Origin of the sequence: Staphylococcus arlettae, assembly GCF_025560845.1 — a bacterium.
Taxonomy (GTDB): domain Bacteria; phylum Bacillota; class Bacilli; order Staphylococcales; family Staphylococcaceae; genus Staphylococcus; species Staphylococcus arlettae.
Map to the genome: position 1 here is coordinate 1,558,355 of NZ_CP094803.1, position 24,965 is coordinate 1,583,319.

The 24,965-nt window shown below is 32.4% G+C and carries 47 protein-coding genes; 9 read left to right on the top strand and 38 right to left on the bottom strand.

Going from position 1 to position 24,965, the window contains the following annotated elements; translation table 11 throughout:
- Window positions 1-32: 32 nt before the first annotated feature.
- The 25 genes from terL to MUA37_RS07675 all read right to left on the bottom strand — a co-directional run bounded on the left by terL (window position 33) and on the right by MUA37_RS07675 (window position 13,028).
- Window positions 33-1,427: a phage terminase large subunit gene (gene terL / locus MUA37_RS07555; protein WP_262624435.1), complete on the bottom strand. Its 1,395-nt coding sequence runs from the start codon at window positions 1,425-1,427 to the stop codon at window positions 33-35.
- Complete coding sequence (locus tag MUA37_RS07560) at window positions 1,424-1,888, bottom strand: helix-turn-helix domain-containing protein (protein ID WP_262624436.1); 465 nt, start codon at window positions 1,886-1,888, stop codon at window positions 1,424-1,426. Before MUA37_RS07560 ends, terL begins: the two co-directional genes overlap by 4 nt.
- A gap of 201 nt (window positions 1,889-2,089) precedes the next feature.
- Entirely contained in the window at window positions 2,090-2,539 is a 450-nt protein-coding gene (locus tag MUA37_RS07565) for a hypothetical protein (RefSeq protein ID WP_262624437.1), read from the bottom strand.
- A gap of 27 nt (window positions 2,540-2,566) precedes the next feature.
- Complete coding sequence (locus MUA37_RS07570) at window positions 2,567-3,049, bottom strand: Holliday junction resolvase RecU (RefSeq protein ID WP_262624438.1); 483 nt, start codon at window positions 3,047-3,049, stop codon at window positions 2,567-2,569.
- On the bottom strand, window positions 3,042-3,284 hold the full coding sequence (locus MUA37_RS07575; protein ID WP_262624439.1) for a hypothetical protein: 243 nt from the start codon (window positions 3,282-3,284) through the stop codon (window positions 3,042-3,044). Before MUA37_RS07575 ends, MUA37_RS07570 begins: the two co-directional genes overlap by 8 nt.
- Before the next feature lie 913 nt (window positions 3,285-4,197).
- A complete protein-coding gene (locus tag MUA37_RS07580) occupies window positions 4,198-4,404 on the bottom strand; it encodes a hypothetical protein (protein WP_262624440.1) in 207 nt (68 codons plus the stop codon).
- 86 nt (window positions 4,405-4,490) lie between these two features.
- Window positions 4,491-4,715, bottom strand: a complete 225-nt coding sequence (locus MUA37_RS07585; protein WP_262562046.1) for a helix-turn-helix domain-containing protein — start codon at window positions 4,713-4,715, stop codon at window positions 4,491-4,493.
- Between the two features lie 50 nt (window positions 4,716-4,765).
- Window positions 4,766-5,305 (bottom strand): dUTPase, encoded by a 540-nt coding sequence (locus MUA37_RS07590; RefSeq protein WP_262624441.1) that lies wholly within the window; start codon window positions 5,303-5,305, stop codon window positions 4,766-4,768.
- Window positions 5,306-5,434: a hypothetical protein gene (locus tag MUA37_RS07595; RefSeq protein WP_262624442.1), complete on the bottom strand. Its 129-nt coding sequence runs from the start codon at window positions 5,432-5,434 to the stop codon at window positions 5,306-5,308.
- The gene (locus MUA37_RS07600; RefSeq protein ID WP_262624443.1) at window positions 5,435-5,752 is read right to left on the bottom strand and encodes a hypothetical protein; all 318 of its coding nucleotides are present in this window, start codon (window positions 5,750-5,752) and stop codon (window positions 5,435-5,437) included.
- A gap of 15 nt (window positions 5,753-5,767) precedes the next feature.
- On the bottom strand, window positions 5,768-6,172 hold the full coding sequence (locus tag MUA37_RS07605; RefSeq protein ID WP_262624444.1) for a hypothetical protein: 405 nt from the start codon (window positions 6,170-6,172) through the stop codon (window positions 5,768-5,770).
- A gap of 20 nt (window positions 6,173-6,192) precedes the next feature.
- Window positions 6,193-6,438: a hypothetical protein gene (locus MUA37_RS07610; RefSeq protein ID WP_262624445.1), complete on the bottom strand. Its 246-nt coding sequence runs from the start codon at window positions 6,436-6,438 to the stop codon at window positions 6,193-6,195.
- Between the two features lie 27 nt (window positions 6,439-6,465).
- Window positions 6,466-6,678: a DUF3269 family protein gene (locus MUA37_RS07615; protein WP_262624446.1), complete on the bottom strand. Its 213-nt coding sequence runs from the start codon at window positions 6,676-6,678 to the stop codon at window positions 6,466-6,468.
- 2 nt (window positions 6,679-6,680) lie between these two features.
- Window positions 6,681-7,073, bottom strand: a complete 393-nt coding sequence (locus MUA37_RS07620; protein ID WP_262624447.1) for a hypothetical protein — start codon at window positions 7,071-7,073, stop codon at window positions 6,681-6,683.
- 134 nt (window positions 7,074-7,207) lie between these two features.
- A complete protein-coding gene (locus tag MUA37_RS07625; RefSeq protein WP_262624448.1) occupies window positions 7,208-7,711 on the bottom strand; it encodes a single-stranded DNA-binding protein in 504 nt (167 codons plus the stop codon).
- Between the two features lies 1 nt (window position 7,712).
- Window positions 7,713-8,129, bottom strand: a complete 417-nt coding sequence (locus MUA37_RS07630; RefSeq protein WP_262624449.1) for a hypothetical protein — start codon at window positions 8,127-8,129, stop codon at window positions 7,713-7,715.
- 77 nt (window positions 8,130-8,206) lie between these two features.
- Window positions 8,207-8,449: a hypothetical protein gene (locus tag MUA37_RS07635; protein ID WP_262624450.1), complete on the bottom strand. Its 243-nt coding sequence runs from the start codon at window positions 8,447-8,449 to the stop codon at window positions 8,207-8,209.
- Complete coding sequence (locus MUA37_RS07640; protein ID WP_262624451.1) at window positions 8,443-9,228, bottom strand: ATP-binding protein; 786 nt, start codon at window positions 9,226-9,228, stop codon at window positions 8,443-8,445. The genes MUA37_RS07635 and MUA37_RS07640 overlap by 7 nt, the downstream gene beginning before the upstream one ends.
- An 11-nt stretch (window positions 9,229-9,239) precedes the next feature.
- Window positions 9,240-10,019 (bottom strand): DnaD domain protein, encoded by a 780-nt coding sequence (locus tag MUA37_RS07645; RefSeq protein ID WP_262624452.1) that lies wholly within the window; start codon window positions 10,017-10,019, stop codon window positions 9,240-9,242.
- Between the two features lie 13 nt (window positions 10,020-10,032).
- The gene (locus tag MUA37_RS07650) at window positions 10,033-10,284 is read right to left on the bottom strand and encodes a hypothetical protein (protein WP_262624453.1); all 252 of its coding nucleotides are present in this window, start codon (window positions 10,282-10,284) and stop codon (window positions 10,033-10,035) included.
- A 4-nt stretch (window positions 10,285-10,288) separates the two neighbouring features.
- On the bottom strand, window positions 10,289-10,441 hold the full coding sequence (locus MUA37_RS07655) for a hypothetical protein (protein WP_262624454.1): 153 nt from the start codon (window positions 10,439-10,441) through the stop codon (window positions 10,289-10,291).
- Between the two features lies 1 nt (window position 10,442).
- Window positions 10,443-11,258, bottom strand: coding sequence for a recombinase RecT (locus MUA37_RS07660; protein ID WP_262624455.1), 816 nt, complete (start codon window positions 11,256-11,258; stop codon window positions 10,443-10,445).
- A 122-nt stretch (window positions 11,259-11,380) separates the two neighbouring features.
- The gene (locus MUA37_RS07665) at window positions 11,381-12,343 is read right to left on the bottom strand and encodes a YqaJ viral recombinase family nuclease (RefSeq protein ID WP_262624456.1); all 963 of its coding nucleotides are present in this window, start codon (window positions 12,341-12,343) and stop codon (window positions 11,381-11,383) included.
- A 92-nt stretch (window positions 12,344-12,435) separates the two neighbouring features.
- Entirely contained in the window at window positions 12,436-12,573 is a 138-nt protein-coding gene (locus MUA37_RS07670; RefSeq protein WP_262624457.1) for a hypothetical protein, read from the bottom strand.
- 221 nt (window positions 12,574-12,794) lie between these two features.
- The gene (locus MUA37_RS07675; protein WP_262624458.1) at window positions 12,795-13,028 is read right to left on the bottom strand and encodes a helix-turn-helix transcriptional regulator; all 234 of its coding nucleotides are present in this window, start codon (window positions 13,026-13,028) and stop codon (window positions 12,795-12,797) included.
- 97 nt (window positions 13,029-13,125) lie between these two features.
- Here MUA37_RS07675 and MUA37_RS07680 point away from each other — a divergent pair, with 97 nt between their 5' ends.
- Window positions 13,126-13,503 carry a DUF2513 domain-containing protein gene (locus tag MUA37_RS07680; RefSeq protein WP_262624460.1) on the top strand — a complete coding sequence of 126 codons (378 nt, stop codon included), beginning with the start codon at window positions 13,126-13,128 and terminating at the stop codon, window positions 13,501-13,503.
- Here the strand turns inward: MUA37_RS07680 and MUA37_RS07685 are convergent.
- The gene (locus MUA37_RS07685) at window positions 13,498-13,680 is read right to left on the bottom strand and encodes a hypothetical protein (RefSeq protein WP_262624461.1); all 183 of its coding nucleotides are present in this window, start codon (window positions 13,678-13,680) and stop codon (window positions 13,498-13,500) included. The two genes, MUA37_RS07680 and MUA37_RS07685, sit on opposite strands and share 6 nt — an antisense overlap.
- Before the next feature lie 59 nt (window positions 13,681-13,739).
- Between MUA37_RS07685 and MUA37_RS07690 the strand changes: the two genes are divergently transcribed.
- Window positions 13,740-13,907 (top strand): hypothetical protein, encoded by a 168-nt coding sequence (locus tag MUA37_RS07690; RefSeq protein ID WP_262624462.1) that lies wholly within the window; start codon window positions 13,740-13,742, stop codon window positions 13,905-13,907.
- Here the strand turns inward: MUA37_RS07690 and MUA37_RS07695 are convergent.
- The 7 genes from MUA37_RS07695 to MUA37_RS07725 all read right to left on the bottom strand — a co-directional run bounded on the left by MUA37_RS07695 (window position 13,868) and on the right by MUA37_RS07725 (window position 16,329).
- Window positions 13,868-14,029, bottom strand: a complete 162-nt coding sequence (locus tag MUA37_RS07695) for a hypothetical protein (RefSeq protein ID WP_262624463.1) — start codon at window positions 14,027-14,029, stop codon at window positions 13,868-13,870. The genes MUA37_RS07690 and MUA37_RS07695 overlap by 40 nt on opposite strands.
- A 204-nt stretch (window positions 14,030-14,233) precedes the next feature.
- Window positions 14,234-14,476 carry a hypothetical protein gene (locus tag MUA37_RS07700; RefSeq protein WP_262624464.1) on the bottom strand — a complete coding sequence of 81 codons (243 nt, stop codon included), beginning with the start codon at window positions 14,474-14,476 and terminating at the stop codon, window positions 14,234-14,236.
- Between the two features lie 57 nt (window positions 14,477-14,533).
- Complete coding sequence (locus tag MUA37_RS07705) at window positions 14,534-14,770, bottom strand: hypothetical protein (protein ID WP_262624465.1); 237 nt, start codon at window positions 14,768-14,770, stop codon at window positions 14,534-14,536.
- A gap of 27 nt (window positions 14,771-14,797) precedes the next feature.
- The gene (locus tag MUA37_RS07710) at window positions 14,798-15,106 is read right to left on the bottom strand and encodes an ImmA/IrrE family metallo-endopeptidase (protein WP_262624466.1); all 309 of its coding nucleotides are present in this window, start codon (window positions 15,104-15,106) and stop codon (window positions 14,798-14,800) included.
- A 12-nt stretch (window positions 15,107-15,118) separates the two neighbouring features.
- Entirely contained in the window at window positions 15,119-15,337 is a 219-nt protein-coding gene (locus MUA37_RS07715; protein WP_262624467.1) for a helix-turn-helix transcriptional regulator, read from the bottom strand.
- Between the two features lie 23 nt (window positions 15,338-15,360).
- Window positions 15,361-16,122 (bottom strand): phage regulatory protein/antirepressor Ant, encoded by a 762-nt coding sequence (locus tag MUA37_RS07720; protein ID WP_262624468.1) that lies wholly within the window; start codon window positions 16,120-16,122, stop codon window positions 15,361-15,363.
- A 15-nt stretch (window positions 16,123-16,137) separates the two neighbouring features.
- On the bottom strand, window positions 16,138-16,329 hold the full coding sequence (locus MUA37_RS07725; protein ID WP_002512332.1) for a helix-turn-helix domain-containing protein: 192 nt from the start codon (window positions 16,327-16,329) through the stop codon (window positions 16,138-16,140).
- Between the two features lie 251 nt (window positions 16,330-16,580).
- Between MUA37_RS07725 and MUA37_RS07730 the strand changes: the two genes are divergently transcribed.
- From MUA37_RS07730 to MUA37_RS07755, 6 genes are all read left to right on the top strand, one after another.
- Window positions 16,581-16,934: a helix-turn-helix domain-containing protein gene (locus MUA37_RS07730; protein ID WP_262624469.1), complete on the top strand. Its 354-nt coding sequence runs from the start codon at window positions 16,581-16,583 to the stop codon at window positions 16,932-16,934.
- Window positions 16,935-16,982: 48 nt separating this feature from the next.
- On the top strand, window positions 16,983-17,501 hold the full coding sequence (locus MUA37_RS07735) for a hypothetical protein (RefSeq protein WP_262624470.1): 519 nt from the start codon (window positions 16,983-16,985) through the stop codon (window positions 17,499-17,501).
- Window positions 17,494-17,646: a hypothetical protein gene (locus MUA37_RS07740; protein ID WP_262624471.1), complete on the top strand. Its 153-nt coding sequence runs from the start codon at window positions 17,494-17,496 to the stop codon at window positions 17,644-17,646. Before MUA37_RS07735 ends, MUA37_RS07740 begins: the two co-directional genes overlap by 8 nt.
- 45 nt (window positions 17,647-17,691) lie before the next feature.
- Window positions 17,692-18,045, top strand: a complete 354-nt coding sequence (locus MUA37_RS07745) for a helix-turn-helix domain-containing protein (RefSeq protein WP_262624472.1) — start codon at window positions 17,692-17,694, stop codon at window positions 18,043-18,045.
- Between the two features lie 61 nt (window positions 18,046-18,106).
- Entirely contained in the window at window positions 18,107-18,559 is a 453-nt protein-coding gene (locus MUA37_RS07750) for an ImmA/IrrE family metallo-endopeptidase (protein ID WP_262624473.1), read from the top strand.
- On the top strand, window positions 18,559-19,644 hold the full coding sequence (locus tag MUA37_RS07755; protein ID WP_262624474.1) for a tyrosine-type recombinase/integrase: 1,086 nt from the start codon (window positions 18,559-18,561) through the stop codon (window positions 19,642-19,644). The genes MUA37_RS07750 and MUA37_RS07755 overlap by 1 nt, the downstream gene beginning before the upstream one ends.
- 84 nt (window positions 19,645-19,728) lie before the next feature.
- Here MUA37_RS07755 and MUA37_RS07760 read toward each other — a convergent pair whose 3' ends face one another.
- The 4 genes from MUA37_RS07760 to sosA all read right to left on the bottom strand — a co-directional run bounded on the left by MUA37_RS07760 (window position 19,729) and on the right by sosA (window position 22,938).
- On the bottom strand, window positions 19,729-19,968 hold the full coding sequence (locus tag MUA37_RS07760; protein WP_002511064.1) for a YneF family protein: 240 nt from the start codon (window positions 19,966-19,968) through the stop codon (window positions 19,729-19,731).
- A 336-nt stretch (window positions 19,969-20,304) separates the two neighbouring features.
- Window positions 20,305-22,293, bottom strand: a complete 1,989-nt coding sequence (gene tkt, locus MUA37_RS07765) for a transketolase (RefSeq protein WP_262614850.1) — start codon at window positions 22,291-22,293, stop codon at window positions 20,305-20,307.
- An 80-nt stretch (window positions 22,294-22,373) separates the two neighbouring features.
- Window positions 22,374-22,619 (bottom strand): DUF896 domain-containing protein, encoded by a 246-nt coding sequence (locus MUA37_RS07770; protein WP_002511063.1) that lies wholly within the window; start codon window positions 22,617-22,619, stop codon window positions 22,374-22,376.
- Between the two features lie 85 nt (window positions 22,620-22,704).
- Window positions 22,705-22,938, bottom strand: a complete 234-nt coding sequence (gene sosA / locus MUA37_RS07775) for a DNA damage-induced cell division inhibitor SosA (RefSeq protein ID WP_002511062.1) — start codon at window positions 22,936-22,938, stop codon at window positions 22,705-22,707.
- Window positions 22,939-23,079: 141 nt separating this feature from the next.
- On the opposite strand from sosA, the gene lexA reads away from it, so the two are divergent.
- Entirely contained in the window at window positions 23,080-23,703 is a 624-nt protein-coding gene (gene lexA / locus MUA37_RS07780; RefSeq protein ID WP_002511061.1) for a transcriptional repressor LexA, read from the top strand.
- Between the two features lie 234 nt (window positions 23,704-23,937).
- Here lexA and MUA37_RS07785 read toward each other — a convergent pair whose 3' ends face one another.
- On the bottom strand, window positions 23,938-24,960 hold the full coding sequence (locus MUA37_RS07785; protein ID WP_262624475.1) for a CAP domain-containing protein: 1,023 nt from the start codon (window positions 24,958-24,960) through the stop codon (window positions 23,938-23,940).
- Between the last annotated feature and the right edge of the window lie 5 nt (window positions 24,961-24,965).

The following is a 24,965-nucleotide window of genomic DNA, read 5'->3' on the forward strand; positions in this document are numbered from 1 at the left end:
TGTCGTTATCAAATAACCTTATACGTTACATATTACCATGCATTACCTGTAATCACACTAGCCGTTGGTTTTGATGCAAAGTAGTTTAATGCTTGTGTCATAGCGTCCACTGTATCGTCGTGTACTGCGTTATCAAACATTGTTAATTCATCAATAAAATCTTCAACGCTAGGAACCTTTTTGCCAACAAATACATTGCCTGCCTCAAAGAATGGTGTTACAGCGTATGCTCTTGCTACCTTACTTTCTTTAGGTGTAATCGGTATGATACCACTAACTTTTTGTTTTAACGTCGTTATAATTGCCGGACCGTTTGCTTTGTCCTCAATTAATATTTTTCTACATTTAGGGTGTTTGTTCTTCATGCTTTCAACAACTCTAACACTTTGTGTGAAATCCATTTTTGCACGTATTTGGTCGATTAAATAAAAGTCTGCACCTTGCTTAATCCATACTTGCCCAACTGCATAGTCACTTGATTCACTATCTTTAAATGTAAAGTCCCAACTCATTAACATATCATCATAACGTGGTGGTACTTTGTCATAGTATTGTACCCATTCACGCTTAAATATCGTACCTTGTGCCGGCGACGGTCTTTGTTGGTATAAAGATGCCCACGTTCTCGAACCTACTTCACGTTTTTTAAGGTCTGCCCATTCTTCATCAAATCCTAATTCTCTACATAACGGCTCGCCTACTTCACGATTTAATAAATCGTCCTCATCTTCTGCGATAGCCGGCAATCTTAACCGTTTCCAATTATACGGGGATTGCTCTAACAAACGCCCTATAAAATCATCTTGATGCCAACGGGTCATAATCACTATAACGCTTGCGCCGTCGTGTAAACGTGTAGACAATGTACTTTCCCATTCGTCCCAAATGTTTTCACGTATCGTTTTACTTTGTGCCTCTTTTGCGTTCTTGATTGGGTCATCAATTACCATTAAATCAGCACCTTGACCGGTAATACTGCCTCCGATACCTGTAGCAATCATGCCACCGTTATAATCTGCTAATCCCCAATCTGTTGTACTATTGTTGTCTGCCGATAAATTAAGATTAAACAACTCATGAGAAAATTCTTCAAACTTGTTACGGTTTAACCTACCGAATTTACGTGCTAATCCTTCAGAATAAGCCGATGTAATAACTCTTTTTGTGGGGTTTTTCATTAAGAAGTACGACGGAAACGTTTCTGTAACAGACATTGATTTACCATGACGAGGAGGCATTTCTATCATTAAGTGCATTTGCTCGCCGTCTACTATTCGTTGTAAATAATCACAAATTAAATCAGTGTGTGCGTAATGTTCAAAATTTCCATGATGTGCCGTTTTTACATAACTACGGTAACTGCGCCTTGCACTTTCACGCTTTGCCTCTCTTATGATTAATTTCTTTTGTTCTTTTGTTATCGTCATTCTTCATCACTCATATTCGCTAATTTTTCTATGTCTTTATCACTTAATCCGGATAAATCGACTTTTTGGTCTATGCCACCTGCATGTTCGATATTTTGTTTTTCTCGCCATACTTCTTGCTTACGGTTTTTAAGCCAAAATATTTGTGCTGTTGTATTTGGTTTAGCGTATTTCTCCACGTCTACAACTTCGCCTGTATCTGTTAGCTGTTGTTCGATATATTTAAAGCCTAGTGCATTTTTAAATAAAGCGTTCTCTACTTGCCTATCAGCACTATCACGGCTAACCTTTAAGGCGTTAAGAAAGTTAGAATCCCTTTCTTGCCATTTGTACAATGTAGGCTTTGTAATACCGATATTATGGGCTATCTGTTCCATTGTTAAACCGTCCCTCGCCCAACCTTGCACACGTATTAAATTTTCTTCTTTTAACCAATCCTCTAATCTTACACGTTTAGCCATTATTCCACCTCCTAACTTAAAATATGGTAAAAAAATAAACGCCACTTAATTAAAAGTGACGTTTTAAACAAAATAAACAAAAGAAAAAGCTAAACAAAGAAAAACATTAGAACACCAATTAATGATGTTCTGAAATGATTTTACCACCTGTTTATAATTACAACCACGTTTGTCATTCACTGTAATAAACGTCACTCGCTATTAAGCAATATCATGCTTTTGTTTATACTGCTTGTATTCTTCATCTGATTTACACATGATTTGAGCTATCTCATTAATGATGTTTTGTACCCTTGTGCGTTTAACTCTTAATGTGTCTGCAATGTATTGGCATGTATGCCCTTGTATTCTTAAAGCAAAAACAATAATGTGTTGGTCTTTGTGTAGCTTGTATGAATTGTTATCAATAAACGCTATCTTCTGTTCTAAGTTGTGTATCACGTTGTTACTCCTCATTAGTTGCTTTGCTTTTTTAAACGTGGGGTCGCTTACACCGTTCCCTTTAGGCATCATAGCATCTTCGCCGTATGCCATTGCGCCTGCGCCCACTTCTACACTATCGTTGTATTCTTCAACTAAACAGTGCAATGTATGTACATCATCGTTGTATGTTTTAAGCATGTTAATAACTTGTTTTGGTTCGTATATCAAAATAGCACCTACTTTTTCATAAATTCGTTATGCAATATTCAAATAATCATAATAAACACCGTTCTTACTTTTGATTTGAGGTTTGTTTTCTCTAAACCAATCCAACGAAATTGATTTACGAGTTAAGTTGTTTTTCAAATACTCATATTCGCTAATTGTGAGCTTATACAGTTCATTTTCTTTAGTGAATAGTATTAATATAAACGCAATACCTTTTTGCTTATGTGCGTGCTTTAAATAGCTTTCTTGATGTGGTTGTAATCTGCTAAATTCAAATCTAGGTGTACTACATTGCTTTGCGTCGAAACACACAAATTGACCTTGTGAAACACCTGTAAAATCAACAGTGCTTTTCTTTGTGTATCGAAATGTATTTTTACGTGTGTTCCCGGTCATCGGTGTTGGTATTTTATCTATTAGCGCTAAACCACGTTCTAAATACTGATTGTTGGATTTCTCTATGACCTTTTCTAAAAAAGCGCCTCTATTTTTGTATATGGTGTTACTCATTGATTAGCACTTCTTTTCTTTGTAATAAATCGGTTAGATTATGAAAAGAAGGTGTGCCAACGTGTATTGGTACAATGTTTAAATTTTTAAGTTCCCAACCACCTATAATTTCATCATCTTTATTAATCATTATCAGGTTTGGTTCTGCGGGAATTGAATACATGAAATATGTTTCGTTCGTTTCTTCGTTTATATGTTCGCTTTCAAAATTAAGTTTGTCATAATCAATACGCATTTTAAAACCTCCCGAAATTAAATAACATTATACGTTACTTTATGTTATGCATATATGTTTCCGGTTTCTCATAAATGTTTTTAATATATGTTTTTGGTTTGTAATTCAAATAACCTTTAGTAAATAGGTATAGTGTTTTTGAACATTCCCAAAAAGATATAATTAAAAATACACTTATTATTTTGATTATAAATTTCCTCATATAAACCCTCTTTTATCATTATAACGTTATGTGTTATTCACGTCATAATTGTATCATTTTACGTTATTTATTTCATGTTATACAAATAAAAAAACCATTGAAATTAATCAATGGTTAAAAGGAGTTTGTAAACATAGCCTGACTTACGTCTGCACTAAAAATAAACAGAAAACTATAAAAATAATATAACTCAAAATTGAGAGGTCAAACAATGATCCTATACCGTTATATTAAAACATAATCCGTTACTTTTCAACTCGAAAACATAAAAAAACAACGCCTTTTATTGACGTTGTTTAAATATAATATAGTATTAAGATGTTTTATAATAAACTACTTATAAGTCGTAAATGAAGTTTGAAGTACAAGTTTACAACTTTATGACCGTTCATATATTGAAACGTATTACGTTATTAAACGCAAATAAAAAAACGACTTTGCAATTAATACAAAGCCGTTAATGAAAGAAAATAACAAGGTAATGCATGCAGATTACCGCATGATATACAACACTATAAAAGATAGTAAACAAAAATATAATAGGTTCAAACCGTCGTCTTTAAAAGGGTCATTAGTAAATATTGCTGATGACATAAACGCTAACTTTTTAAAAGACACTGGTAATTACAAGACTATTGATTATAATTTATCTTCATTATTGAACCTACCACTAACAATAATAGTGATATGAACATATCATAACGCAATACGTTACTCAATGCCAAATAAAAACACATCAAATAATAAATATCCAGTTATCATTAAAAATAGTAATATCGTTGTTGTAATTAAAAATATCCCCATAACTGTTTCTGCATTGTCTTTATGCTTAATGCCTTCCTGAATTGTGACGATACCGTCAATAAATGGGTACAGAAGCAACACATAAGCTATAATATAAAGTATGATTGTTAACACCTACTTGCTAATGAAAATAATATGCATTTACTAACCATTTAATCAATTCATCTTTATTGTTAATGTTTTCCAATTGTTCTTCTACACTAGGCATTGTTACACTTCCTAACTTCTGTATCATCATTGAATAAATAATTAACCGAAACGTCTAATTGTTTTGCTAAATAAGCGACTACATATATTGATACATTCTTTCTATTGCGTTCTAAATCGCCTATGTAGCTTTGCGACAATCCAACTTGCCTTGATAGTTCACGTTGTGACAATCTTCGTTTACGTCTATACTCTTTTAGATTTTCGCCAAAAGTCATTTAATCACTCCTTATTAAGTATTTCTTTAACTTTTTGAAGTATATCTTTCTTACACGTATCCTTTGTCTTTGTCTGCTGTTCCATCTTGCCTTGCGTGATTCCTTTCCATTTTCTTTTTATATGCTGTGATGAGTTGATCGATAGTGTAGTATTGGATTGCAAGCCCAAAAGGTAATGCTAAAATATATGCTCTTGATATATCATCTTTGCGGAAAACGGTATCTGGAACACCGACCAACATCATTTTAGATATTTTAAAATTAGCAAAATCAAACTCACCGTGAGGTTTATTATCTTCTAAAACAGCATCTACAATAGACTCTATTAAAATTTCATCGCGTTCCTGTTGGTTTACAATACTCAATCCAAACGCCAACATATCTGCCAATTCATCTAATTGTAAATCTAACGGCTTACCCGGTTTCTTCTTCCAATTTTTAAACGTTTCTAATGTGTTAAACCATTCAAAAAACTCAACCACATACGCTACTTTGCTATCCTGTAAATTAAGTGTTGGTATTCTACTGTCAAAGTCCTTTTGTATTTGTAATAATTCTTTTAACTGATCTACTGTAATTGTGTTAGTCATTTATTTTTCCTCCTTAATAGCCTTCTTATAAGCCTTGTTGCTTAATGGTATTGCTTGTATACTGCTGTCTTTAGTTAACTGTAATTCAGTGAATGATTGCGTTACTGTTACTTCAATTTCATCTGCCATCTAATCACGTTCCTTATACAAATGTCGTTTCTCTAAATCGTCCATAACCAATCCCAAACTAATAAGCTGTGTATCATTCTTATCAATTTCTAACATATCTTTGCGCCAATCTTTCAAAGCGTCCCACATGGTACGGTGAATTGTTAGTTTTCTTGTAAGACCTGTAAGGCGTTTGTTTTCACGTTCCAACCTTTCAGCTTTTGCTTTGTACCAAATTGCATCGCCTATTGATTCTTCATATTCAGATTTGTATTGGTTACGTTCTTGTTCTAACTTATGAATAATGTGTTTTTGCTTTTTCACATGCATTAAATCCACTAACCTTCACTCCTTTTATTCAGACTCCTCTATTTTGACCGTTACGCCGTCAATTGTTTCTATTTCTTCATAATGTCCGAATCCGTCCGAGATACTTTTATACTGCACAATGTCATTTGGGTCACATATCCCAAAATATTGAGCTAAATTTCTAAGTTTTCTTGCCCAACTGTCGTTTAAGTTATTGGTGTGTTCCGTTATACTTTCCATATAATCGTTCCAATAATCGAAATGGTTATTATCAGAAATGGTATATCGATGAAATGGTAGTGATTCAATAACTGTTGTATTTTTACCTTCTTCGTCAACCTCCAAATTTCCTACCACTTTACCTACAATTGTCATGCCTTCTGAATACTCACTTTTGCCCATGTCATAAACAATGACGTAACGCCCTTTTTCTAAGTCTTTAATTTTCATCTTTTTATCCACTCCTTAAATCAAAAAGTTTTGAATAATTCCAATTGTCCAACCTCTGCACTATTGTTTTCTGTTGCTTTTTCTTTGCTGTATTCAATGTCGTATTGACCGACAAAAAAGCCTTCGATTTCACACGTTTTATTGTTTTCATCTTTGCCTAAATACATATCAATATTGCCTGTTTCGTGTTTAAAAAATTCTATGTACGCAACACCGTCAATTCCTATTTCTAATGTTTTGTGTTCGTTCCAAACCTTTTCAATCATTTTTACCCCTCTGCACTTTTTAGATTGTTACAATAAATCATCTAAATTTATCTGACCTAGTTCATATTCGCTTACAACGTCGAAATTACGCTTAAATTCGTTTAATTGATGTTCGGTTAACATTTCATCTTTATAACTTATATTTGTGCCTGTGTGTCCTTTCAAATGGAAATCTGAATCGTTGTTTTTAGTAACTGTAGCCACTTTGTTTCTTGAATAGTCGTATAAATAGAATTGCAATGTTATTCCTCACTTTCAAAGTCTTTATCAAATTCGATGTTTACATCGTGTAGCTTTGCTAAATCACTTGTAATTGATTCTGTAGGGTCTGTATATCTCGTTACAATATCGCCTATCGTATCTATGGATAAATTCATATTACTTAATTTCAAAACGGCTGTTAGCAACTCGTTGTAATCATAGTCTTTCACTTGATTAAAAATATCTTGCCATTGTTCGTTGTTAGTTTCGTAAGTGACTATCGCTACTATCTGTGGTGTGTCGTTTTTCGGATTAATACTTTTGTAGTCGATTGGGAATATAACCGAATGACTACCGATAAAATCGTTTAATATATTTTCAAATTCCGCCATGTTGTCCGTATAACCACTTATTGTTTCAACTTGTACACTCATTTATTAGCCTCCTAGAATTGTTTCATCATTTGATTATATGTTGCCAACCAATATTGACTGAATTTAACTTTTTTAGCTTTTTCTCTTTGTTGCTCCTTTTTTAATCATTATTTTATACATTGTGTATTATTTCTCTAAAACGGCAAATCATCATCATTTATATCAATCGGACCATTGGCATTATTAAACGGATTACCTTGTTGTTGGTTACCTTGTGATTGGTTATTTTGCTGTTGCCAATTGTTTTGCGCTTGTCCACGCTGTTGCTGTGATTGTTGATTGTTAAAGTTGCCCTGCTGTTGTGCATCGTCGTTATTTCTGCCTGTGTTGATTAACTGAATATTATCTGTTACTACTTCGGTTAAAAATACTGTTTGACCTTCGTTGTTCTCAAACTGTCTTGTTTGCATACGTCCATGAATATTACATAAATCGCCTTTGTTTAAACGGTCATTCGCAATTTGCGCCGTACCTCTAAACGCTATGACGTTAATAAAATCTGCTTGATAGTTATTATCTTTGTCCTTGAAACTTCTTTGTACGGCTAATGTAAATCTGGCTACCTGCACACCACTTGTTGTTACTTGAAATTTAACTTCTTTCGTTAAACGTCCACTTAATGCCACTGAATTAATCATTTTAATAACCTCCTTCTTCGATTATTAATTCTTCTTCCAATTTTGATAAATTTTTATTCGTTTCTAATTGTGCAATGAATTCCTTTTTAGCCCCCGGCAAGTAGATTTCGTCATACATTTTCACAATAATATTTAACGCATGCTTTAGTTTAATTCTTGGTAAATTAGTATGTTTATAACTGAACATAAAATCACTAGCGTATATGCTATCGATCGCTAACGACATCATTTCTTTCTCTAAAACGCTATAGTCATTTATATCAATGAAATGTTGTTTGTAAATTTTATTAAATACAAAGATACTTTCAGTGAGGTTTTCTATATCCCATTGATTGAAAACAAATTCAATGCCCTCAACACCATTATTCATATGCTCTAAAATCATCTCTTCTTCTAATTCATCAATTAAATTAGTCATTATAAGTCTCCTAAAATTTTATTAAGTATCGTATTACGTTCTTATTTTCAGTTTTAAAGCACCTCACATTCCAAATATTAAACATATTTATATTTTTGGATATAATCTAAAGGATTATCTTTTCGCTTTAATTTGCTACCTCTATTTGCTTTGTGTGGTTTAACTTCCAAAATTGCTTGATTGTTCGCTTGTTTATATAACTGTCTTTCGATTTGATAATTTAGTTTGTCCTCGTCCCCGCCTGCGTAATCAATAACCTTTTGTGCATATTCCTTACTACATTTTAAAATTTCCTGTATTTGTTTCATTTGTGTTACCATGCGTCGCCCTCCCTATAATCTTCGCCTATTACATTTAAACGCTTACCGTTAAGTTGCATACGTGAGTAAACACGTTGCCAATTTAAATCTTTTTCTAGTTCTTTTCCTGTTAGGTTAGTCGTATATATATTATTTAAACCTGCTCTATTATCTACTATATCCTCCATTTTGCTTATTGCATGTGCGCTATCGTCTACACCTATGTCATCTAACACTAATAAATCTAAATCACTTAATTGTTTTATAATATCTTCGACTGTTTCACTTGCATCATTTTTGTAAGTTGTTTTTATCCGGTTCATTAATTTAGGAATGTGCATAAATGCCACTTTATAACCTTGATTCTTTAACGCTTTAGTTATTGCAAAAGCTAAATGCGATTTACCAGTACCAATTGAACCATGTATAATTAACGACTTTGGATTATCTAGTGAAAAAGTTTTAACGTATTCAACGGCTACGTCTTTTGCCTTTTGTTGTGATTCGTTTGTCGGTTGGTAGTTGTTCACTGTAGCTTTTTTGATTGAAGGGTTGATTTGAGATTGATTAAACATCTCATCAATCTTCCGTTGTTCATATTCTTTTCTACGTCTTTCGGTTGTTGCTTTCGCTTGTTTGATATTTTCACACTCGCAACCGTCTTTTACGGTATAACCACTTTCAAACTCGTGTAAATCGTATTTATGCCCACATTGTTTGCAATACAAACCATAAGTAACGTTTGTAGCTTCGTACTGCTTGAGTTGCTTTTTTAGTTTCGGACTGATTAACTTTTGCATTTGTTTACCTCCTAATCCCAATAACTAGGATCTTGCATTGCTTCTTTTAATGCTTGTCCTGTTAGCTTTCCGTCGGTTCCTGTACTTTTATATGAACGTCTATTATTTCTCGCTTGAATATCTTCTATCGTTTCTACACCGTCGTTATACCATGATTTCAATATAGAATTTACATACTTCCAGTTTGTCACATTGCTGTTAACTGATTCTTTCATTGCTTCAATTACAATCTCATTGCCATACTCTTTAAAATCGTCTATCCAATAACTAATTTGTTCTGCTACATAAGGCTTAAGCATTCCAAAACCATTTTCTTGATAGAAATCAAACGGCGACTGCTGACCACTACTACAACTGTTACTTGTATCATTGTTATTTGTAATACTGTTAATTGTAGAACTGTTAATTGTAGTACCTACATTTTGTCCCGTTACGTTTCTTCCCGGTAACTTTTGTCCCGTTACGTTTTGTACCGGTACGAAATTACCCGATACGGGATTATGTTCTATCTTGTAAATATTTTTACTAAATCCATTTTCAGTACGCTGTCTATCAATCGATAAATATCCTTGTTCTTCTAATTGTTTTCTATATTTCTTAAATCTTTTATCACTTATACCTAGTTCGTGACATATAAGGCTTACACTAGGAAAAGCAGTTTCATTTGAACCAGCATATGCTGACAAGTAACTATATAATGCCTTTGCCTCAATACTTAAATTTGTATCTTTCATAACTCGTTTAAATACTAATCCGTAACCACTGACTGAACTAGTAATACTATCCGCCATATTTTTCCACCTCTTAATTCCAATGTGTTAATTTAGCAAAAACTCTTTCATGTTCAGTTGTATTCGTTGCTATCCAATCATCTAAATATCTTAATGATTCGTTTGTTACAAATTCTAATTCGTGTTCGCTTTCTATTATTTCTTGATATATAATTTCATTTTCTGACAAAGGCGTAAGCATGAAAGTTACGCCCTTATCAGTTAGTTCAATGTTTTTGTTGAATTTAAAACATTTATATAAGAAGTTTGATTTGTGCGTTTGCATATTTTCACTCCTTGTTTGTAGTAGCGTCATTTATTAAACGTTCTAATTCGTTATTCATTTCTTGTTTAAACCACTCACTATTCTCACTAATGAAATTAGCTTCTACCTGAGTTTCCGGATAGCATGTGATACCTTCTTCTTTAGCAATACATCTCATATTATTGTCCCTCCTGTAATTGTTCCGGTTCATCGTTAACTTGTGAATAGTCTGTAACGTCAATGATATTGCCGTCATCGTCTAATTGTTGCGCTTTACTATCGCTTGATACTGCATCGTTCATTTCGATTGATTTAGGGGCAAATTTTAACAAGTCTTTTAAAACTGTCTTTTTAGCCATTGCATTAAAATTGGTTTTCCATGGGCTTTGCCAACCTTTTTGAACAGCTTTAGAAAATTGTTTTGCATGTTCGTCCACTTTTGCTTTACTCCAATACACAAAGTCATAGCCACCATTTAACAAGTGATATACTGCATAATATCCAATAGGTTCACTTTGTGGATTGTCTGCCGGTTTGTGTACTAAATCTTTTTGTAATGCATATTGATATTCAAAATAATCTTCCGAGTACACCTCATGGGCGTATATTGCCTTGTATTGCTTACTACGGTTAGCAAGCTCTATCATACCTAAATAGGAAACCTGTAATTGAACCTCTTTGCCATATGGTATTAAATACGCTTGCCCTAAATTAGTGTTTGGTTCTAGTCCGATTTGTGATGATTGCATTAATGCACCAATTAATGATTTCGGGTCACATTCTAGTAATTTAGGTGTGCTTGATACTGCCGTCATTGCTATACGTGCCATTCTTTCGGCGCTCATGTGTTGTGGTAATGCCTTTTGTATTTGGGGTGCCATTCTATCTAACAAGTTGCTAATTTCTTGTTTGGGTCCTACTGCTTTTTGTTGTGATTGGTTATTGTTTTCTTTCTTTTGAGTTAATTGATTTTTAAATTGATTTTGTGTAGCCATGTTTATATTCCTCCATATACGCTTTATATAAGCATTTGTTTATTTTAGATAGTTTTTGTTCGTAAAACTTACTTTTGTTCATTGTGTGCTTTCTTTGTACAATTTAAAGTTATTTTATATCGTTATCCGTTGTTTTCTTTTACATTCAAAGTACGTGTAGTGCTTGTTTTTTTATACTGCTCGTATAATTCCGGGTGTTCTTCTTTAAATCGTTTTGCATCGAATGTTTCTCGTTTTTGCTGTTTCCAACTTGCTTTGTAATCTGATACTTCGCCAAACTCATTTTCGCCCAATAACTCTTTAAGTTTGTTTTGATGCCCTTTCAATTGTTTGTCTAATTCTTTTTTTTGGTCTTTTATTGATAAAATACTTTTAAACAATGCTGTTTTTTCTTCGTCAAAGCTAACTACTTCCGGTTGTGTGTTTTTCCAAAAGTTATTTAATGCTTTTGAAGTCACTTCGCTATCGTCTGCTGGTGGTCGTTGCCCCTTAACAATGTATTCATTCCAAAATTCAACTTCTGCATTAATAATATCGTTTATGATTTCTTCGTCACGTTCGATTGGCTCGTAATGAAATTCACTATTACCAAACAATACGGCTATATATACAACGTCTACGCCTGTCACTGCCATATAGTGATAACATTGTGCCATGTAACTTGCCGGTACGTTTCCGTCTTTCCATTTATCTTTCATAAATTCGCTTGTTGTCTTACATTCCAGCAATGCATTTTCGCCAATGACCACCCTATCAACGTTAGCACTTATAAAATCATGATCTTTGTGATACATCATTTTGTTATGCTTGCGTACTTTTTTGCCGGTTGCTTCTTCAAATAGTTTCGCTACAAATTGTTCGTTGTAATGACCGAATTTAACTTGTATTTTGTCGCTTATATCTTCTTCGTAATCGTCTGCCCACAATTTCTTTTGCCATAAAGTGAACGGACTTTCGTAATTATTCATACCTAATATTGTTCCGCAATCAGAACCTCCGATAGAATGCGTTCTTAATTGTTTCCATTCTTCATCGCTCATGTTTTTAGTATTTATAGACTTCAATTTATTCATTTGATAAGACAATGTTTTTCACTCCTGTTATAATACTGATATAGACATTTTTCTCAATGTTTTATTTCTCTCGGTTTACGTCCGGTTGATTACCGGGCGTTATTTTATTTCATATTCTTTTCTGCTCTCATATCATCGTGTTCATCTTCCATCAAATAGCCAAATGCATTTTCTTTTTCGTCCTCGTCGTACATTGCGTCAAACTCTGACAAACCATATATTTCTCTGATTAATCCATTCATATACACCCTCCAATATCGTTTAGCGTTCCCCTATAACCTAAAACGATAATTATTGTAGAAAATTTTTTACATAATACTTTCCTAGACTTTTTACACCGAGAACAGCACCCATGAAAACGAAGAAATATAAAAATGTATGCCAAGTTCCGTCTTGAACAAAATATGAAGTGAAATAACTACAAGTAAATGTTAGTGCTATAGCTCCAAATACCAACGCTATATCAAACAATTCCTTTATCACTCTCAAGTTCTTCATCCTCCCAAAATAGTTCGTCTAAAGATGTGTTATAAAACTTTGCTAATGTGTGCATTTCCGATAACCTAAATTCATTTTTGCCACTTTCTTTGTTGCAATATGTTTGAACAGAAACATTTAATACTTTCGCTATTTTTTCTTGGTTAAAATTGTTTCTGTCTCTAAATCTTTTTACTTTTAACCTTGCTAATTTCTCCATTTTTATAACTCCTTCAAAAATATTTTAATTTTATTATTCGGTTAAACAATTCTGTTTGTTACAATTTAATTATCTCCTTGAAAAAGGAGGTGAATTTATGGAACTAAAGCACGATTGTATTAGGGATATACTACTGACAATTGAAAAGCTAGATTATACCCTTGAAGGTGCTAGTAAAGACAATTTTGAAAGCGATGAACAATTGTCAGAGTATACATCAAAAGAAATTTTATATACTCTTAAAAGATTAAGCGATGCCGGTTATATCAATGTTACGTTTGCAAAAGGCGAAGCTTATTTCGCTTTTTATAAAGTAAACTCAATGACATTTGAAGGACATCAATTGTTAGAAGATATTAGAGATGCTAAAGTCTGGTCAGAGACAAAAAAACAAGCATCTCAATTATCTTCAGTCTCAATTCCTGTACTTCAAAACCTTGCTAGTAAAGTGGCATCAAACTTTTTAGGGTTATAAAATTCTATATTCTAAGCCATCAATTGCGATAAAAATATTGTCGTATTTTGATGGCTCTTTTAAAGGAAAGTCTTCTTTCTTGATTTCGGCTATATTTTCTAAGTTACCTGTCAATGTACCCATTATTAATCTTTCATTATTTTTAAATGTAAATACAATCGCTGTTTTATTATTCATTCTTATTCCTCCAAAAATTCAGTTTTTGTTATACTCCTTGAGAAAGGAGGTGTATTAAATTGTCAGATAAAGAAATTGCTTTAGAGCTAACTAAAAGTTATTTAGAACATTTGAATATTAGAGTTAATAACAAAGCTATGCATTCTCAAACAAGTGCAGAAAACACTAGTAAGATGTATCAACATTTTTATAATGTCGTTTCACATTTAGATAATTCTGGTAAATAACTTTTATTTTGGAGGTGTAAGAGGTCTATGACTGCAATATATTCCTCTTCGCTCCATTCTTCTTTTTCTACTAGTTCGATAATTTTTAACGCTCTCTTGTGTAAATTTTTAAAGTCTTTCACTGTGATTCCTCCTAAAGAATTTGTTTTACTATACTCCTAATGAAAGGAGATGATTAAAATAGATATTAATGAATTTGTAGATGAACATTGGAGTGATCATGATAAAGAAATTGATAATTTAATCGCTAGCATTGAAATCACGAAACCACTCACTCGTACTGATAAATTAAATTTAAAGAAAATCATGAAAACTAGCGCTAAAATTCAATTATCTTTATGGGATAAAGTTAATTCATCTAAAACCGATTGAAAATATTTAGCTGTTCTAAAGTAGTATTTTAAAGTTTTACGCTTGTTATCAAATCCTTTAAACTCCAAATACCACAGTTTGAAGAACTGATAAGTAAAGCTAATAATTATAATATTAAGGGCTATTAATTGTAGTCCTTTTATTTTTTTGATTGATGCTTTATATCTATCTTTTTCATGTAAAATCTTTTTTGTCATTTTGATACCTCCTGTTATTCAATTTGTTTTGTTATACTCCTTGAGAAAGGAGGTGATTTAGTCAATATTATCTAACCATACTTCTAACAACCCTGTAGTTTCTCTGATAAGCTCAGGGTTCTTTTTTCGTTTAATATTATTCATCAATTCAAATAATGTATCTCCGGTATAATCTCTCAATCCTATATTTTTCTTTTTTATACGATTTAACTTTTCTTTTTCCACACATTTTTTAATTACATAAAAAGCAATTGACGCACAAGTTATACTATTTATTAATTTTGATTTATTCATTCTTATTCCTCCAAAAAATTCATTTTGTTATACTCCTAATGAAAGCTGTTCTAATTCATTTAGAGTGGCTTTGATATTGTTCTGAGCGATAACTTGATTAATTACTACTGATAAACTTTTGACTTGTTCTTCATTATGCTCCTCATAACCTGCTTCATATAGTATTGCATGTAATAACTCATGCATTAGCACTTGTTTTTTACGCTCGGTTGATAATCCATTTTTTATCTGTATAAGACTTTCTCTATATATACAAAGTCCTAAACAACTTGGATCGTTATCAACTTCTGTAACTTGAATCACATCGTAATTAATACCGCACACGTTAATTTGCATTACATTCTCTCCTTAACTACTTGGTTTTATTGAACTACTGAATAAATCATTTATAGGCATTTCATATACCTCAGATAGAATTTTTGCTTCTGGTAGTGTGAAATTTGCTTTACCAGTTTCTTTTAATTGATAGTGTTGTGCAGAAATGCTAAGTTTCTTTGCAATATCTTTTTGAGAATGTCCGTATTCCTTACGTATAATGTATAAAAATGGGTATGGTATTTTGTTCATTTCATTTCCTCCTATCTATCAATTTATTTTTCAATTGTTGGTAAAATATCGTTCTCTTTAAGCAACTCATAGATATATAAACGCCCTTTTTGCGTCCACTTAGTATTCATTCTTACCGATGTGCTTCCGTCTTTATGTTCAATCTCTGTTGTAGATGAATGCGTGTAGCCTTTATCTTGTATATTTGAGTAAAGTAACCATTGCCCCGATTGTTTATACTGTACTTTTAAATCATGTAGCAATTTATTAAGCGATTGTGCCGACATACCATAATCTTTAGCAATTTGCCCTACCGTTACTAAACTTTTATTATTTAGTATTGTGTCTAAATATGATGCTTTAGGCTCATATTCAGCTACCTTTTGTTTGTTCATGTTGTTTTCAAGTTCTAATTGTTTCTTCTCTTTTTGTTCAGCTATCCATTGCTCAGCTCTTTTCACTGGATCTTCTATCATATAACTAGCAATTGGTTGCTTTAGTTGTTTTTCCATTTCATTAAACTTATTAATATAAGCCATTTTGAAATCGTTATGACCTTGAATGTTGAACATGTATAAAGTGAAACCGTCTTTGGTTAAAAGATATTCATTTTGTGTTCGACCTCTTGAATCTTTATATTTACTAGGAATAATTAATGTGCTCAAATCTGAGCGTATTAAAATTTGATCTATATCTCTTCTTACATTCTTGTGCTCTCTTCTCAATTCCTCCGCTACTGTTCTGCTTGAAACAACTGGACCTAATTCTGAATTATTTTCTATTTGTACTTCTTGTAATACTTGCATTTTGATTGCCTCCTTTTATTTAGAAACTTCTTTTATTTCCAATATTTTTGCGATACGTTTCTTTTGTTCAAATGCATCTCTACGTCCGCGTAAAATGTCGGACATATAAGCACCAGAAATACCTAGCATGTCTGCCAATTGCTTACTAGACATATTACGTTTAAGTAATTCTGTTCGAACTTTCAATCCAAATTCTGTTGTTGGCATTTATATTACCTCCTAATTAGATATTCAACTAATTATTGACTTATCTAATGCGTTAAGCTAATATATAAGCATAGATAAATAAACCCATCATTTTATAGATAAGTGCCTTTAAACAAACAGTTATTCCGTTCCCCAACGAATTTGTTTTTTTATTGGCTTAGTAATTAGCATACTTAAACTATAATAGATATTTGACTATTAGTCAACAATTAATTAGATGGATTTCTAAAAAATAAAAAGTGGAGGCTAAAATGAATACTTATCAAGTGGTAAAAAAACTTGCTAATAATAGGTCTATGACTATCGCAGAACTAGAAAGAAAATTAGATTTATCAAATGGACAAATTAGAAGATGGCAAAAAGCAAATCCTAATTCAGAACATTTAAGATTAATAGCTGATTACTTCGATGTATCAGTAGACTACTTATTAGGAAGAGAAAAAGAAGAATATTCAGGCGAACAAGAAGATGATGTACAAATGTTTAGAGATAAAGATGCATTTGATAGTTTATCTCCAGAAGAACGAGAAAAAGTTTTAGAAACATTGCGTGAACAAGCAGATTTTTTAATTTATAAATATCAAAAGAGTAAAGAAGATAAATAATTTAATACAAAGGAGATGTCGCAAATTAAAAAAATAATTACTCTTTTAATGACAAGTTTTCTAATTTTATCGGCATGTAGTCAAGAAGAATACAAGTCGGAAGACAAAAAAGAAAATAAGTCATCTAATAAGAAAGTGAATGAAAATGATAAAAAGGAAGGAAAAGAAAGAAAATCTGAAGATAAAAATAAAAGCAATTCAAATGACGAAAAATCTGAAAGTAAAAAAGAAAAATCTAACAAAGAAAATGTGACTAGCAACAATCAATCGCAAGAGCAAGTTAACACACAAGAACAACAAACAACAAATCAATCTCCTCAAACGAGAGAACAACCAGCACAACAGCAAAAGCAACCAACACAACAGCAACAAGCGCAAAAGCAACCAGCGCAACAAGAAGGCATATACAACCCAGCAAGAGAACAAGCTATAAATGAAGGTATTGATATGGATAACCCTACCGATGCGGAAATTGAAAGAATGAGAGAACTCTCTAAAAATTCTCCACACGGTTTACAAACCGCACCCTCACAAGGTGGTTATAATCAGGAGGCTAACAATGAATGAGAATGAACAAGAAAATAATTCTTTAGAGGAAAAAGGAATGGTAAAAATACCTTTTTACACAATGGAAGAATTAGCAAGAAGAATAGAAAACGATGAACCTGTTACACAAAGAGATTTTGAAGAACAAAATAGAGGTGAAGAATAGCTATTATAATTAGCAATTTAATTGAGCATACAAGGAGGCAACCAATTGTCAAAAGTAGGTAATCAAATAAAATTCATTCGCAAGCAAAAAGGATTAACCCAAACAATGTTAGCAAGGAAAACGAACCAAACTAAACAAATTATATCCAATATCGAACGAGGCTACACAATACCAAACTACAAACAAATTGTTAGTCTAGCACACGCTCTTGATTGTACAACAAACGATATTGTTGGGGATTCAGAAAAAAATATGGAAAATTATCAAGCTATTATGTTTAAAAATAAAGTAGCATTTGACAATTTATCAAATGAAGAACGCCAAAGAATATTGGACACACTAGAGGACCAAGCAGACTATTTAATTATGAAAGCAATTCAAAAAAATGACGGTAACTAATCAATACCGTTATTTTTTTACAGCACAAAAGAACATACGTTCTGTATAAGGGGGATATATAATGAAAATTGAAAGTTTAGTGAATAATATAATCGAAGAATTAGACAATAATCATATCGACAAAAATATTGAAAGTATAAGTAATTATTATAATATCTTCGTGTTATATAACGAAGATGCCAGTGGTTATTTTATACAAAAGGGATTTGATGTTATATCTATCAAAATAGATAGTGCTACTAAAATGTGGGAAGATTTCATACATGAATTTGCTCATGTAATGATGCATGAAACAAATCAAATGTTTATGAATGAATTATTTAATGAAAAACAAGAAAACGAGGCTGAAAAATTTAGTTTTCTTTTCCAATATCCTCAAAAAGAAATTGAGGCTAATGAATTATTTACAGAAAGTGAACTAGCAAGTTATTTTCATTGTTCTTATGAGGTAGCAAGACAAAGATTGACAATGCTTTATAATCATTTTGTAACCGCAGAAATGAGTGAATTGTAATGACAGTCCATAAAGATCCTAACACAAATAAATGGTTTTATTCTGTAAGAGTTGAGAATGTACAAGGCGAAAAAGTACACAAGAAAAAAAGAGGGTTCGCTAAAAAGAAAGATGCTTTAATTGCTCAACAAAAATTTTTGGAAACTTACGATACAGAAATTGAAGCACAATATACATTTCGTGAAATAGCCGAAAGGTTTATGCAATATTCAAACGGGCGTAAAAAAGAAACTACTATTTATAATCAAAATAATTTAATTAACCACATTCTGATTCCCTATTTTAGAACAACACCGATAAAAAATATCAAACCAAAACATATCGACGATTTTTACCAATCTATTTTCAATAATTATAGCAATTCAATGTTAGGCAATATACGGCGCAATTTGTCTGCTATTTTTAACTTTGCTGTTAACTTCTACAATCTGTCACGAAATGTTGTAAAAGTTGTATCACTACCTAAACATGAAGAACGTCGCAAACAAGAATATTGGACTATAGACGAATTTAATCACTTTATAAATGTAGTAGACAACGTGGTATATAAAACGTTGTTCATGGTCTTGTTTTGGTCCGGCGCTCGTAAAGGCGAAATATTAGCCTTACGATATTGCGATGTTGATTTTGAAAATGAAGAAATAGAAATCAATAACTCATGGAACGACAAAACAATCACAACGGTTAAAACTACCCCGTCAGAACGTACAATAACGATACCAAAACACGTAATAGAACAATTAAAAGAATTAGAACAATATCAAATAGAAAAGTTTAAATACGTTAATAACGATGATTTTATTTTTACAGTAAGAAGTATATCAAAACCAATGGCATTAGCAAATGTGAACAAACAATTTAAAATTGGTATTGAAAAAGCAAACGTCAAACCAATTAAAGTTCACAACCTGCGCCATTCTCACGCAACACTATTAATTAATAACAACGTACAGCTATACACAATATCTAAACATCTAGGACATTCAGATATAACAACTACTGCGAACACGTACGGTCATTTATATCCGAACACCGAAAAGGAATTACAATCTATTCTAACCAACGCATATAATAATAGTTTGTAGTTTTGTTGCCAATTTGTTGCCAGTAGCAAAAATGACGGTATTTATTGACACTTACAAAAGTGCTTTAAATACCGTCATTATGCATTATTTAGACTTCTTCATGTTTGAGTCCATGTTTTTGTTCATCATTGTCATCATTTGATTTACTTTCTTTTGCGATGGTTTTTGACCCATTTGCATCATCATCATACGAAGCATTTCTTCATTAATTGGTGGGTTCTTTTTGAAATAATCCATCATATATTTTCTTGCTAAGAAGAAACCACCTACTAATCCAATGATTAGTGCTATTACGATTAATAAAACTGCTAACCAAACTGCCATTGTTTCACCCACTTTCCTATCCTAATGCATTTTACTAAATTAAATGTTTAATTTCAAGGAAGTTTAGCTTCAAACTCCTGTAACCTTATGTATTATATCAATATTAAATTCACTTTGTAAATACACTTACAAGAACATAAGTTCAACCACTAATTTAGCTTTAATTTATGTAACTTTCAATAGAAAATGACATGTTAATTTACTGTACACTTAAAATTTTTTGAATCATGATAAAAACAACATGACTTGAAGCATGTTTATCCATCAACATTTTGTAACGATAAAATTAAAGGCTAGGACACCTTAATGTCCCAGCCTTTACATAACTACAAATTATTAAAATGTTTGAATTTGATTTAACACATTCTCTTTAGTGAAACCGTATTTTTCTACGACTAAGTCACCAGGAGCACTAGCACCAAATGTATCAATACCGATAACTTTACCTTCAGTACCAACATATTTATGCCAGCCTAGAGAAGATGCCATTTCAATTGCAATACGTTTTGTAATTGATGATGGGATTACTGATTCTTTATACTCAGCTGATTGTTGATCAAATGCGTGCCAGTTAGGCATAGAAACTACTCGTACACCTTTACCTTGTGCATCTAAATCTTTAGCTGCATCAACTGCTAAGTTTACTTCTGAACCAGTCGCTAATAATAAGAATTCAGCATCTTTTTCTGATTCATAAACTACATACGCACCTTTACGTACGCCTTCTTCAACAACTGATTCTGGTAAGTCTAAAGCAGTTAAGTTTTGACGCGTTAATACAAGTGAAGTTGGTGTGTTTTCTGACTCTAATGCAACTTCCCAAGCGACACGTGTTTCATTTCCATCAGCTGGACGAATCACATTCATGTTAGGAATCGCTCTTAAACCTGCTAATTGCTCTACTGGTTCATGTGTTGGACCATCTTCACCTACAGCAATTGAATCGTGTGTGAAGATAAATGTTGAATTTAAGCCCATAATTGATGATAGTCTTAGTGCTGGTTTTAAGTAGTCACTAAATACGAAGAATGTTGCACCATATGGATGTAAACCACCGTGAGCAGCCATACCATTCACTGCAGCACCCATTGCGAATTCACGTACACCAAACCAAATATTTTTACCTTCAGGTGTTTCCGGAGTAAAGTCAACTGCTTCTTTAACATTTGACTTGTTTGAACCAGCTAAGTCAGCTGAGCCACCGAAGAATGATGGTACGCTTTGACTGATTGCTTGAATTACATCACCTGAATCAGCACGAGAAGCACCACTATGACCTGCTTCATATTTAGGTAACACGTCTTTATAATTTGTTGGTAATTTACCACTAATAGCTAATTTAAATTCTTCAGCTAATTCTGGGTATTTTGAACTATATTCTTCTACTAAGTTATTCCAAGCTTCTTCATTTTCGTTTGCACGTTTTAACATTTGAGTTTGGAAAATTTCATATACTTCTTCTGGTACGAAGAAACGTTTTTCTGGATCTAATCCGTAATTTTCAAATGCTAATTTTCTTTCGTCTTCACCTAGTGGTGCACCATGAACGCCATTTGTATCTTGTTTATTAGGCGCACCATAGCCGATAATTGTTTTCACTTCAATGATTGTTGGTTTATTACTAGATTTAGCATCTTCAATTGCTTTGTCAATTGTTTCTAAATCGTTACCATCTTTAACAAAGATATGTTCCCAACCATAAGCTTCGAAACGTTCTTTTACATTTTCAGAGAATGCTTTATTTAACTCTCCGTCCAATGAAATATCATTGGAATCATATAAAACAATTAATTTGTCTAATTGATTATGTCCTGCAAATGATGCTGCTTCATGAGAAATACCTTCCATTAAGTCACCATCTGATGCAAGAACGTAAGTGTAATGATCTACAACGTTAGCATCTTCTTTATTAAATTTACCTGCTAAATGTTTTTCTGCTAAAGCCATACCTACTGACATAGCAAAACCTTGTCCTAGTGGACCTGTAGTAACTTCGACACCATCCGTATGTTTGAACTCTGGATGACCAGGAGTTTTAGAACCCCACTGTCTAAATTGTTTTAATTCTTCTAATTCTAAACTACCTGAAACATGTAATAAACTGTAAAGTAATGCAGAACCATGTCCTGCAGACAATACGAATCTGTCTCTGTTAAAGAAATCTTTTGATTGAGGATTAAAATTCAAATGGCGTGTCCATAAAGTGTATGCCATTGGAGCTGCGCCCATTGGTAAACCTGGGTGGCCTGAATTTGCTTTTTCAATAGCATCAATACTTAAGGCTCTTATTGTATCAATCGCTAGTTGGTCTTTTTCATTAAACATCTAATATGACTTCCTTTCTTAAATAGCATGATTCATATATTATTATAACTTATTTAACTTATAATTAACAAAAAATTAGATTATCTTTTATCTTGGTCTTTTTCATCCAATACTTTTTTGATTTTATCTGGCGTCACATCGTTTCCTTCTGGATCAATGACCCTTGTGCTTTCTAATTGCTGCTTAAAGCCTTTTCTAAACGATTCTAAATAAGCTTTACGTAATTTAGATTGTTCCTTCGCTTCTTTTTCAGTTAGCCCTTGTGCTTTTTTCTTTCTAGCTAATTCATTAATTCTATTAATATCTACACCATTTGATTCAGTCATAATAACCTCCATAGATTTATATCATATAAATTTTAACAAAAAAAAGAGCGGAACTAAATGCATTCGCTCTTTTTTATCATTCTAATTATTTAATTACTGCCATCGTTTGGTTCGATGCTTGTTCGCTATTTAAATCTTGTTGTAATTGATTATTATTTTGTTCTTTGTGCTCTGTAGTTATTTTATGATCAGTCATTTCGTACGTTTGTTCTCTATTATTATTTATATCTGCCGTTAGTACAAATATAGTACATAACAGCATCGTAGTAACAAGTATTAATAAATATGTTTTGATTTGTGACATATAGATAGAATTCATATAGTATCTCTCCTAGAACATTTGTTTGTAAAAATACTTTAACAGAACACGTGTTCTTAGTCAATACAAAACGAACAAACGTTTGTAACAAATTTCAATTCATGCTATAATTGGATTAAATTAAATTAGGGAGTGCCTATTATGAGAGAATTAACAAAACGACAAAATGAAATTTTCGATTATATAAAGCAAATCGTGCAATCCAAAGGTTATCCACCAAGTGTTCGTGAAATTGGAGAAGCTGTCGGTTTAGCTTCTAGTTCAACTGTTCATGGTCATTTATCTAGATTAGAAGAAAAAGGCTATATCAAACGTGATCCTACAAAACCACGTGCAATAGAAATTGTCAGCGACCAACTTGGAGAACCAATAAATAACGAAGATACAATTCACGTACCAGTTATTGGTAAAGTCACTGCCGGCATACCGATTACTGCAGTGGAAAATGTAGAAGAATACTTCCCTTTACCAGAACATTTTACTTCTACACATAACAGCGATATTTTCATTTTAAATGTTGTTGGAGACAGTATGATCGAAGCTGGTATTTTAGATGGCGACAAAGTGATTGTGCGTAGTCAAACAATTGCAGAAAACGGAGATATTATTGTAGCTATGACAGAAGACAATGAAGCAACTGTTAAACGATTTTATAAAGAAAAAACGCGCTATAGATTACAACCAGAAAATAGCTCAATGAACCCAATCTATTTAAATCAAGTTTCTGTACTTGGTAAAGTGGTCGGATTATTCCGTGAAATGTAATAGTCTCCAAGCACTCTCATTCAGCACTATTTAACATAATAACTTGTAATCACACATACAAACTAAGAGGCTATGCCGTCACGGCATAGCCTCTATTTTGTATCTTTATCTTCTTTTTTGTCTAGAACTTCTTTTACTCGTTCTAATATATCTTCCGATTTATGTTTTTCATGTATTGTCATTAGCATCTCATCCTTACCTTTATAAGATACCCTAACATTTCATCACCAAACATTAGTTAGTATAGTTTTCCGTCCAATAAGGTTGACGCTCATTATTAAAAGCGACGCCTACTCCTAACTCATTATAACTAGAACGTAAGATATTTTTTCTATGTCCTAATGAATTCATTAAGCCTTCGTGTGCATAAATACTATTCATTTGACCATAAGCTAAATTTTCGCCTGCAGCATTAAATTTAATATCATCAGCTTTCAAACGATCAAATGGGGATTCATCATCTAAGTTGGTATGATCAAAATAATCATTCTCCGCCATATCTTTACTATGTTTTCTTGCTGTATCTGAAACATCACTATCATAATTCAATGTAGATAATTGATGTTGTTTTCTTTCAGCATTTACAATTTCAAAGTTTTGGCGTTCAAAACCTTCTTTTAATGCTTCAGATGGTGCACCATATTGTCCTTGCAATCGTTGTTCAAGCTGATCACTTACCAATAGTATTGCTGTTAAACCATTATCTTGATGTTTATCATAGAATGCCGTTGTATAGATTTGATTTTCATGAAATGTGTCATATTCATCATTCTCAATTTGGTATCTAACATTTCCTTTTTTCTTTTCAGTAATTGGTTCTCCTAATCTGTCTCTTACGACATCTTTAGGTGTACCATACTTGATTTTTGACTGTGATGTAATTGAATTTTGATTCGTATAAAGTGCATTGACTTTGTCGTCTAAATAACTGACCATCACAAAGTTACTATAATCACCAGTATAATAAGTATGCCAACTCGTACCATATTCATTGGAAGTTACACTCTTAGCTTCTCCAAATTTATTTTCAACGTCTGCTTTATCCATATTCATTTGAATATTACTTAAAGCAAATTGTTGTTCACTTGGCACTTTGAGTGACTTCGTAGATGATGACTGATTAGTTTGCCAAGCATTAATTTTTGCTTTGACCTCTTGTTGAACGTCTAACATAAAGGGTGACTCTTTTATTGGCACAATCAATACTATGCATAAAAAAATTAAACTATATAATAATATTTTTCTAATCTTCATCACCTACG

Coding starts and splice junctions, on each gene's coding strand:
- terL (WP_262624435.1), bottom strand. CDS start 1,427: ATGACGATAACAAAAGAACAAAAGAAATTAATCATAAGAGAGGCAAAG.
- MUA37_RS07560 (WP_262624436.1), bottom strand. CDS start 1,888: ATGGCTAAACGTGTAAGATTAGAGGATTGGTTAAAAGAAGAAAATTTA.
- MUA37_RS07570 (WP_262624438.1), bottom strand. CDS start 3,049: ATGAGTAACACCATATACAAAAATAGAGGCGCTTTTTTAGAAAAGGTC.
- MUA37_RS07575 (WP_262624439.1), bottom strand. CDS start 3,284: ATGCGTATTGATTATGACAAACTTAATTTTGAAAGCGAACATATAAAC.
- MUA37_RS07585 (WP_262562046.1), bottom strand. CDS start 4,715: ATGACTTTTGGCGAAAATCTAAAAGAGTATAGACGTAAACGAAGATTG.
- MUA37_RS07590 (WP_262624441.1), bottom strand. CDS start 5,305: ATGACTAACACAATTACAGTAGATCAGTTAAAAGAATTATTACAAATA.
- MUA37_RS07595 (WP_262624442.1), bottom strand. CDS start 5,434: ATGGCAGATGAAATTGAAGTAACAGTAACGCAATCATTCACTGAATTA.
- MUA37_RS07605 (WP_262624444.1), bottom strand. CDS start 6,172: ATGAAAATTAAAGACTTAGAAAAAGGGCGTTACGTCATTGTTTATGAC.
- MUA37_RS07610 (WP_262624445.1), bottom strand. CDS start 6,438: ATGATTGAAAAGGTTTGGAACGAACACAAAACATTAGAAATAGGAATT.
- MUA37_RS07620 (WP_262624447.1), bottom strand. CDS start 7,073: ATGAGTGTACAAGTTGAAACAATAAGTGGTTATACGGACAACATGGCG.
- MUA37_RS07625 (WP_262624448.1), bottom strand. CDS start 7,711: ATGATTAATTCAGTGGCATTAAGTGGACGTTTAACGAAAGAAGTTAAA.
- MUA37_RS07630 (WP_262624449.1), bottom strand. CDS start 8,129: ATGACTAATTTAATTGATGAATTAGAAGAAGAGATGATTTTAGAGCAT.
- MUA37_RS07635 (WP_262624450.1), bottom strand. CDS start 8,449: ATGGTAACACAAATGAAACAAATACAGGAAATTTTAAAATGTAGTAAG.
- MUA37_RS07640 (WP_262624451.1), bottom strand. CDS start 9,228: ATGCAAAAGTTAATCAGTCCGAAACTAAAAAAGCAACTCAAGCAGTAC.
- MUA37_RS07645 (WP_262624452.1), bottom strand. CDS start 10,019: ATGGCGGATAGTATTACTAGTTCAGTCAGTGGTTACGGATTAGTATTT.
- MUA37_RS07650 (WP_262624453.1), bottom strand. CDS start 10,284: ATGCAAACGCACAAATCAAACTTCTTATATAAATGTTTTAAATTCAAC.
- MUA37_RS07655 (WP_262624454.1), bottom strand. CDS start 10,441: ATGAGATGTATTGCTAAAGAAGAAGGTATCACATGCTATCCGGAAACT.
- MUA37_RS07660 (WP_262624455.1), bottom strand. CDS start 11,258: ATGGCTACACAAAATCAATTTAAAAATCAATTAACTCAAAAGAAAGAA.
- MUA37_RS07670 (WP_262624457.1), bottom strand. CDS start 12,573: ATGAATGGATTAATCAGAGAAATATATGGTTTGTCAGAGTTTGACGCA.
- MUA37_RS07675 (WP_262624458.1), bottom strand. CDS start 13,028: ATGGAGAAATTAGCAAGGTTAAAAGTAAAAAGATTTAGAGACAGAAAC.
- MUA37_RS07680 (WP_262624460.1), top strand. CDS start 13,126: ATGGAACTAAAGCACGATTGTATTAGGGATATACTACTGACAATTGAA.
- MUA37_RS07685 (WP_262624461.1), bottom strand. CDS start 13,680: ATGAATAATAAAACAGCGATTGTATTTACATTTAAAAATAATGAAAGA.
- MUA37_RS07700 (WP_262624464.1), bottom strand. CDS start 14,476: ATGACAAAAAAGATTTTACATGAAAAAGATAGATATAAAGCATCAATC.
- MUA37_RS07705 (WP_262624465.1), bottom strand. CDS start 14,770: ATGAATAAATCAAAATTAATAAATAGTATAACTTGTGCGTCAATTGCT.
- MUA37_RS07710 (WP_262624466.1), bottom strand. CDS start 15,106: ATGCAAATTAACGTGTGCGGTATTAATTACGATGTGATTCAAGTTACA.
- MUA37_RS07715 (WP_262624467.1), bottom strand. CDS start 15,337: ATGAACAAAATACCATACCCATTTTTATACATTATACGTAAGGAATAC.
- MUA37_RS07720 (WP_262624468.1), bottom strand. CDS start 16,122: ATGCAAGTATTACAAGAAGTACAAATAGAAAATAATTCAGAATTAGGT.
- MUA37_RS07725 (WP_002512332.1), bottom strand. CDS start 16,329: ATGCCAACAACAGAATTTGGATTGAAAGTTCGAACAGAATTACTTAAA.
- MUA37_RS07730 (WP_262624469.1), top strand. CDS start 16,581: ATGAATACTTATCAAGTGGTAAAAAAACTTGCTAATAATAGGTCTATG.
- MUA37_RS07735 (WP_262624470.1), top strand. CDS start 16,983: ATGACAAGTTTTCTAATTTTATCGGCATGTAGTCAAGAAGAATACAAG.
- MUA37_RS07740 (WP_262624471.1), top strand. CDS start 17,494: ATGAATGAGAATGAACAAGAAAATAATTCTTTAGAGGAAAAAGGAATG.
- MUA37_RS07750 (WP_262624473.1), top strand. CDS start 18,107: ATGAAAATTGAAAGTTTAGTGAATAATATAATCGAAGAATTAGACAAT.
- MUA37_RS07755 (WP_262624474.1), top strand. CDS start 18,559: ATGACAGTCCATAAAGATCCTAACACAAATAAATGGTTTTATTCTGTA.
- MUA37_RS07760 (WP_002511064.1), bottom strand. CDS start 19,968: ATGGCAGTTTGGTTAGCAGTTTTATTAATCGTAATAGCACTAATCATT.
- tkt (WP_262614850.1), bottom strand. CDS start 22,293: ATGTTTAATGAAAAAGACCAACTAGCGATTGATACAATAAGAGCCTTA.
- MUA37_RS07770 (WP_002511063.1), bottom strand. CDS start 22,619: ATGACTGAATCAAATGGTGTAGATATTAATAGAATTAATGAATTAGCT.
- sosA (WP_002511062.1), bottom strand. CDS start 22,938: ATGAATTCTATCTATATGTCACAAATCAAAACATATTTATTAATACTT.
- lexA (WP_002511061.1), top strand. CDS start 23,080: ATGAGAGAATTAACAAAACGACAAAATGAAATTTTCGATTATATAAAG.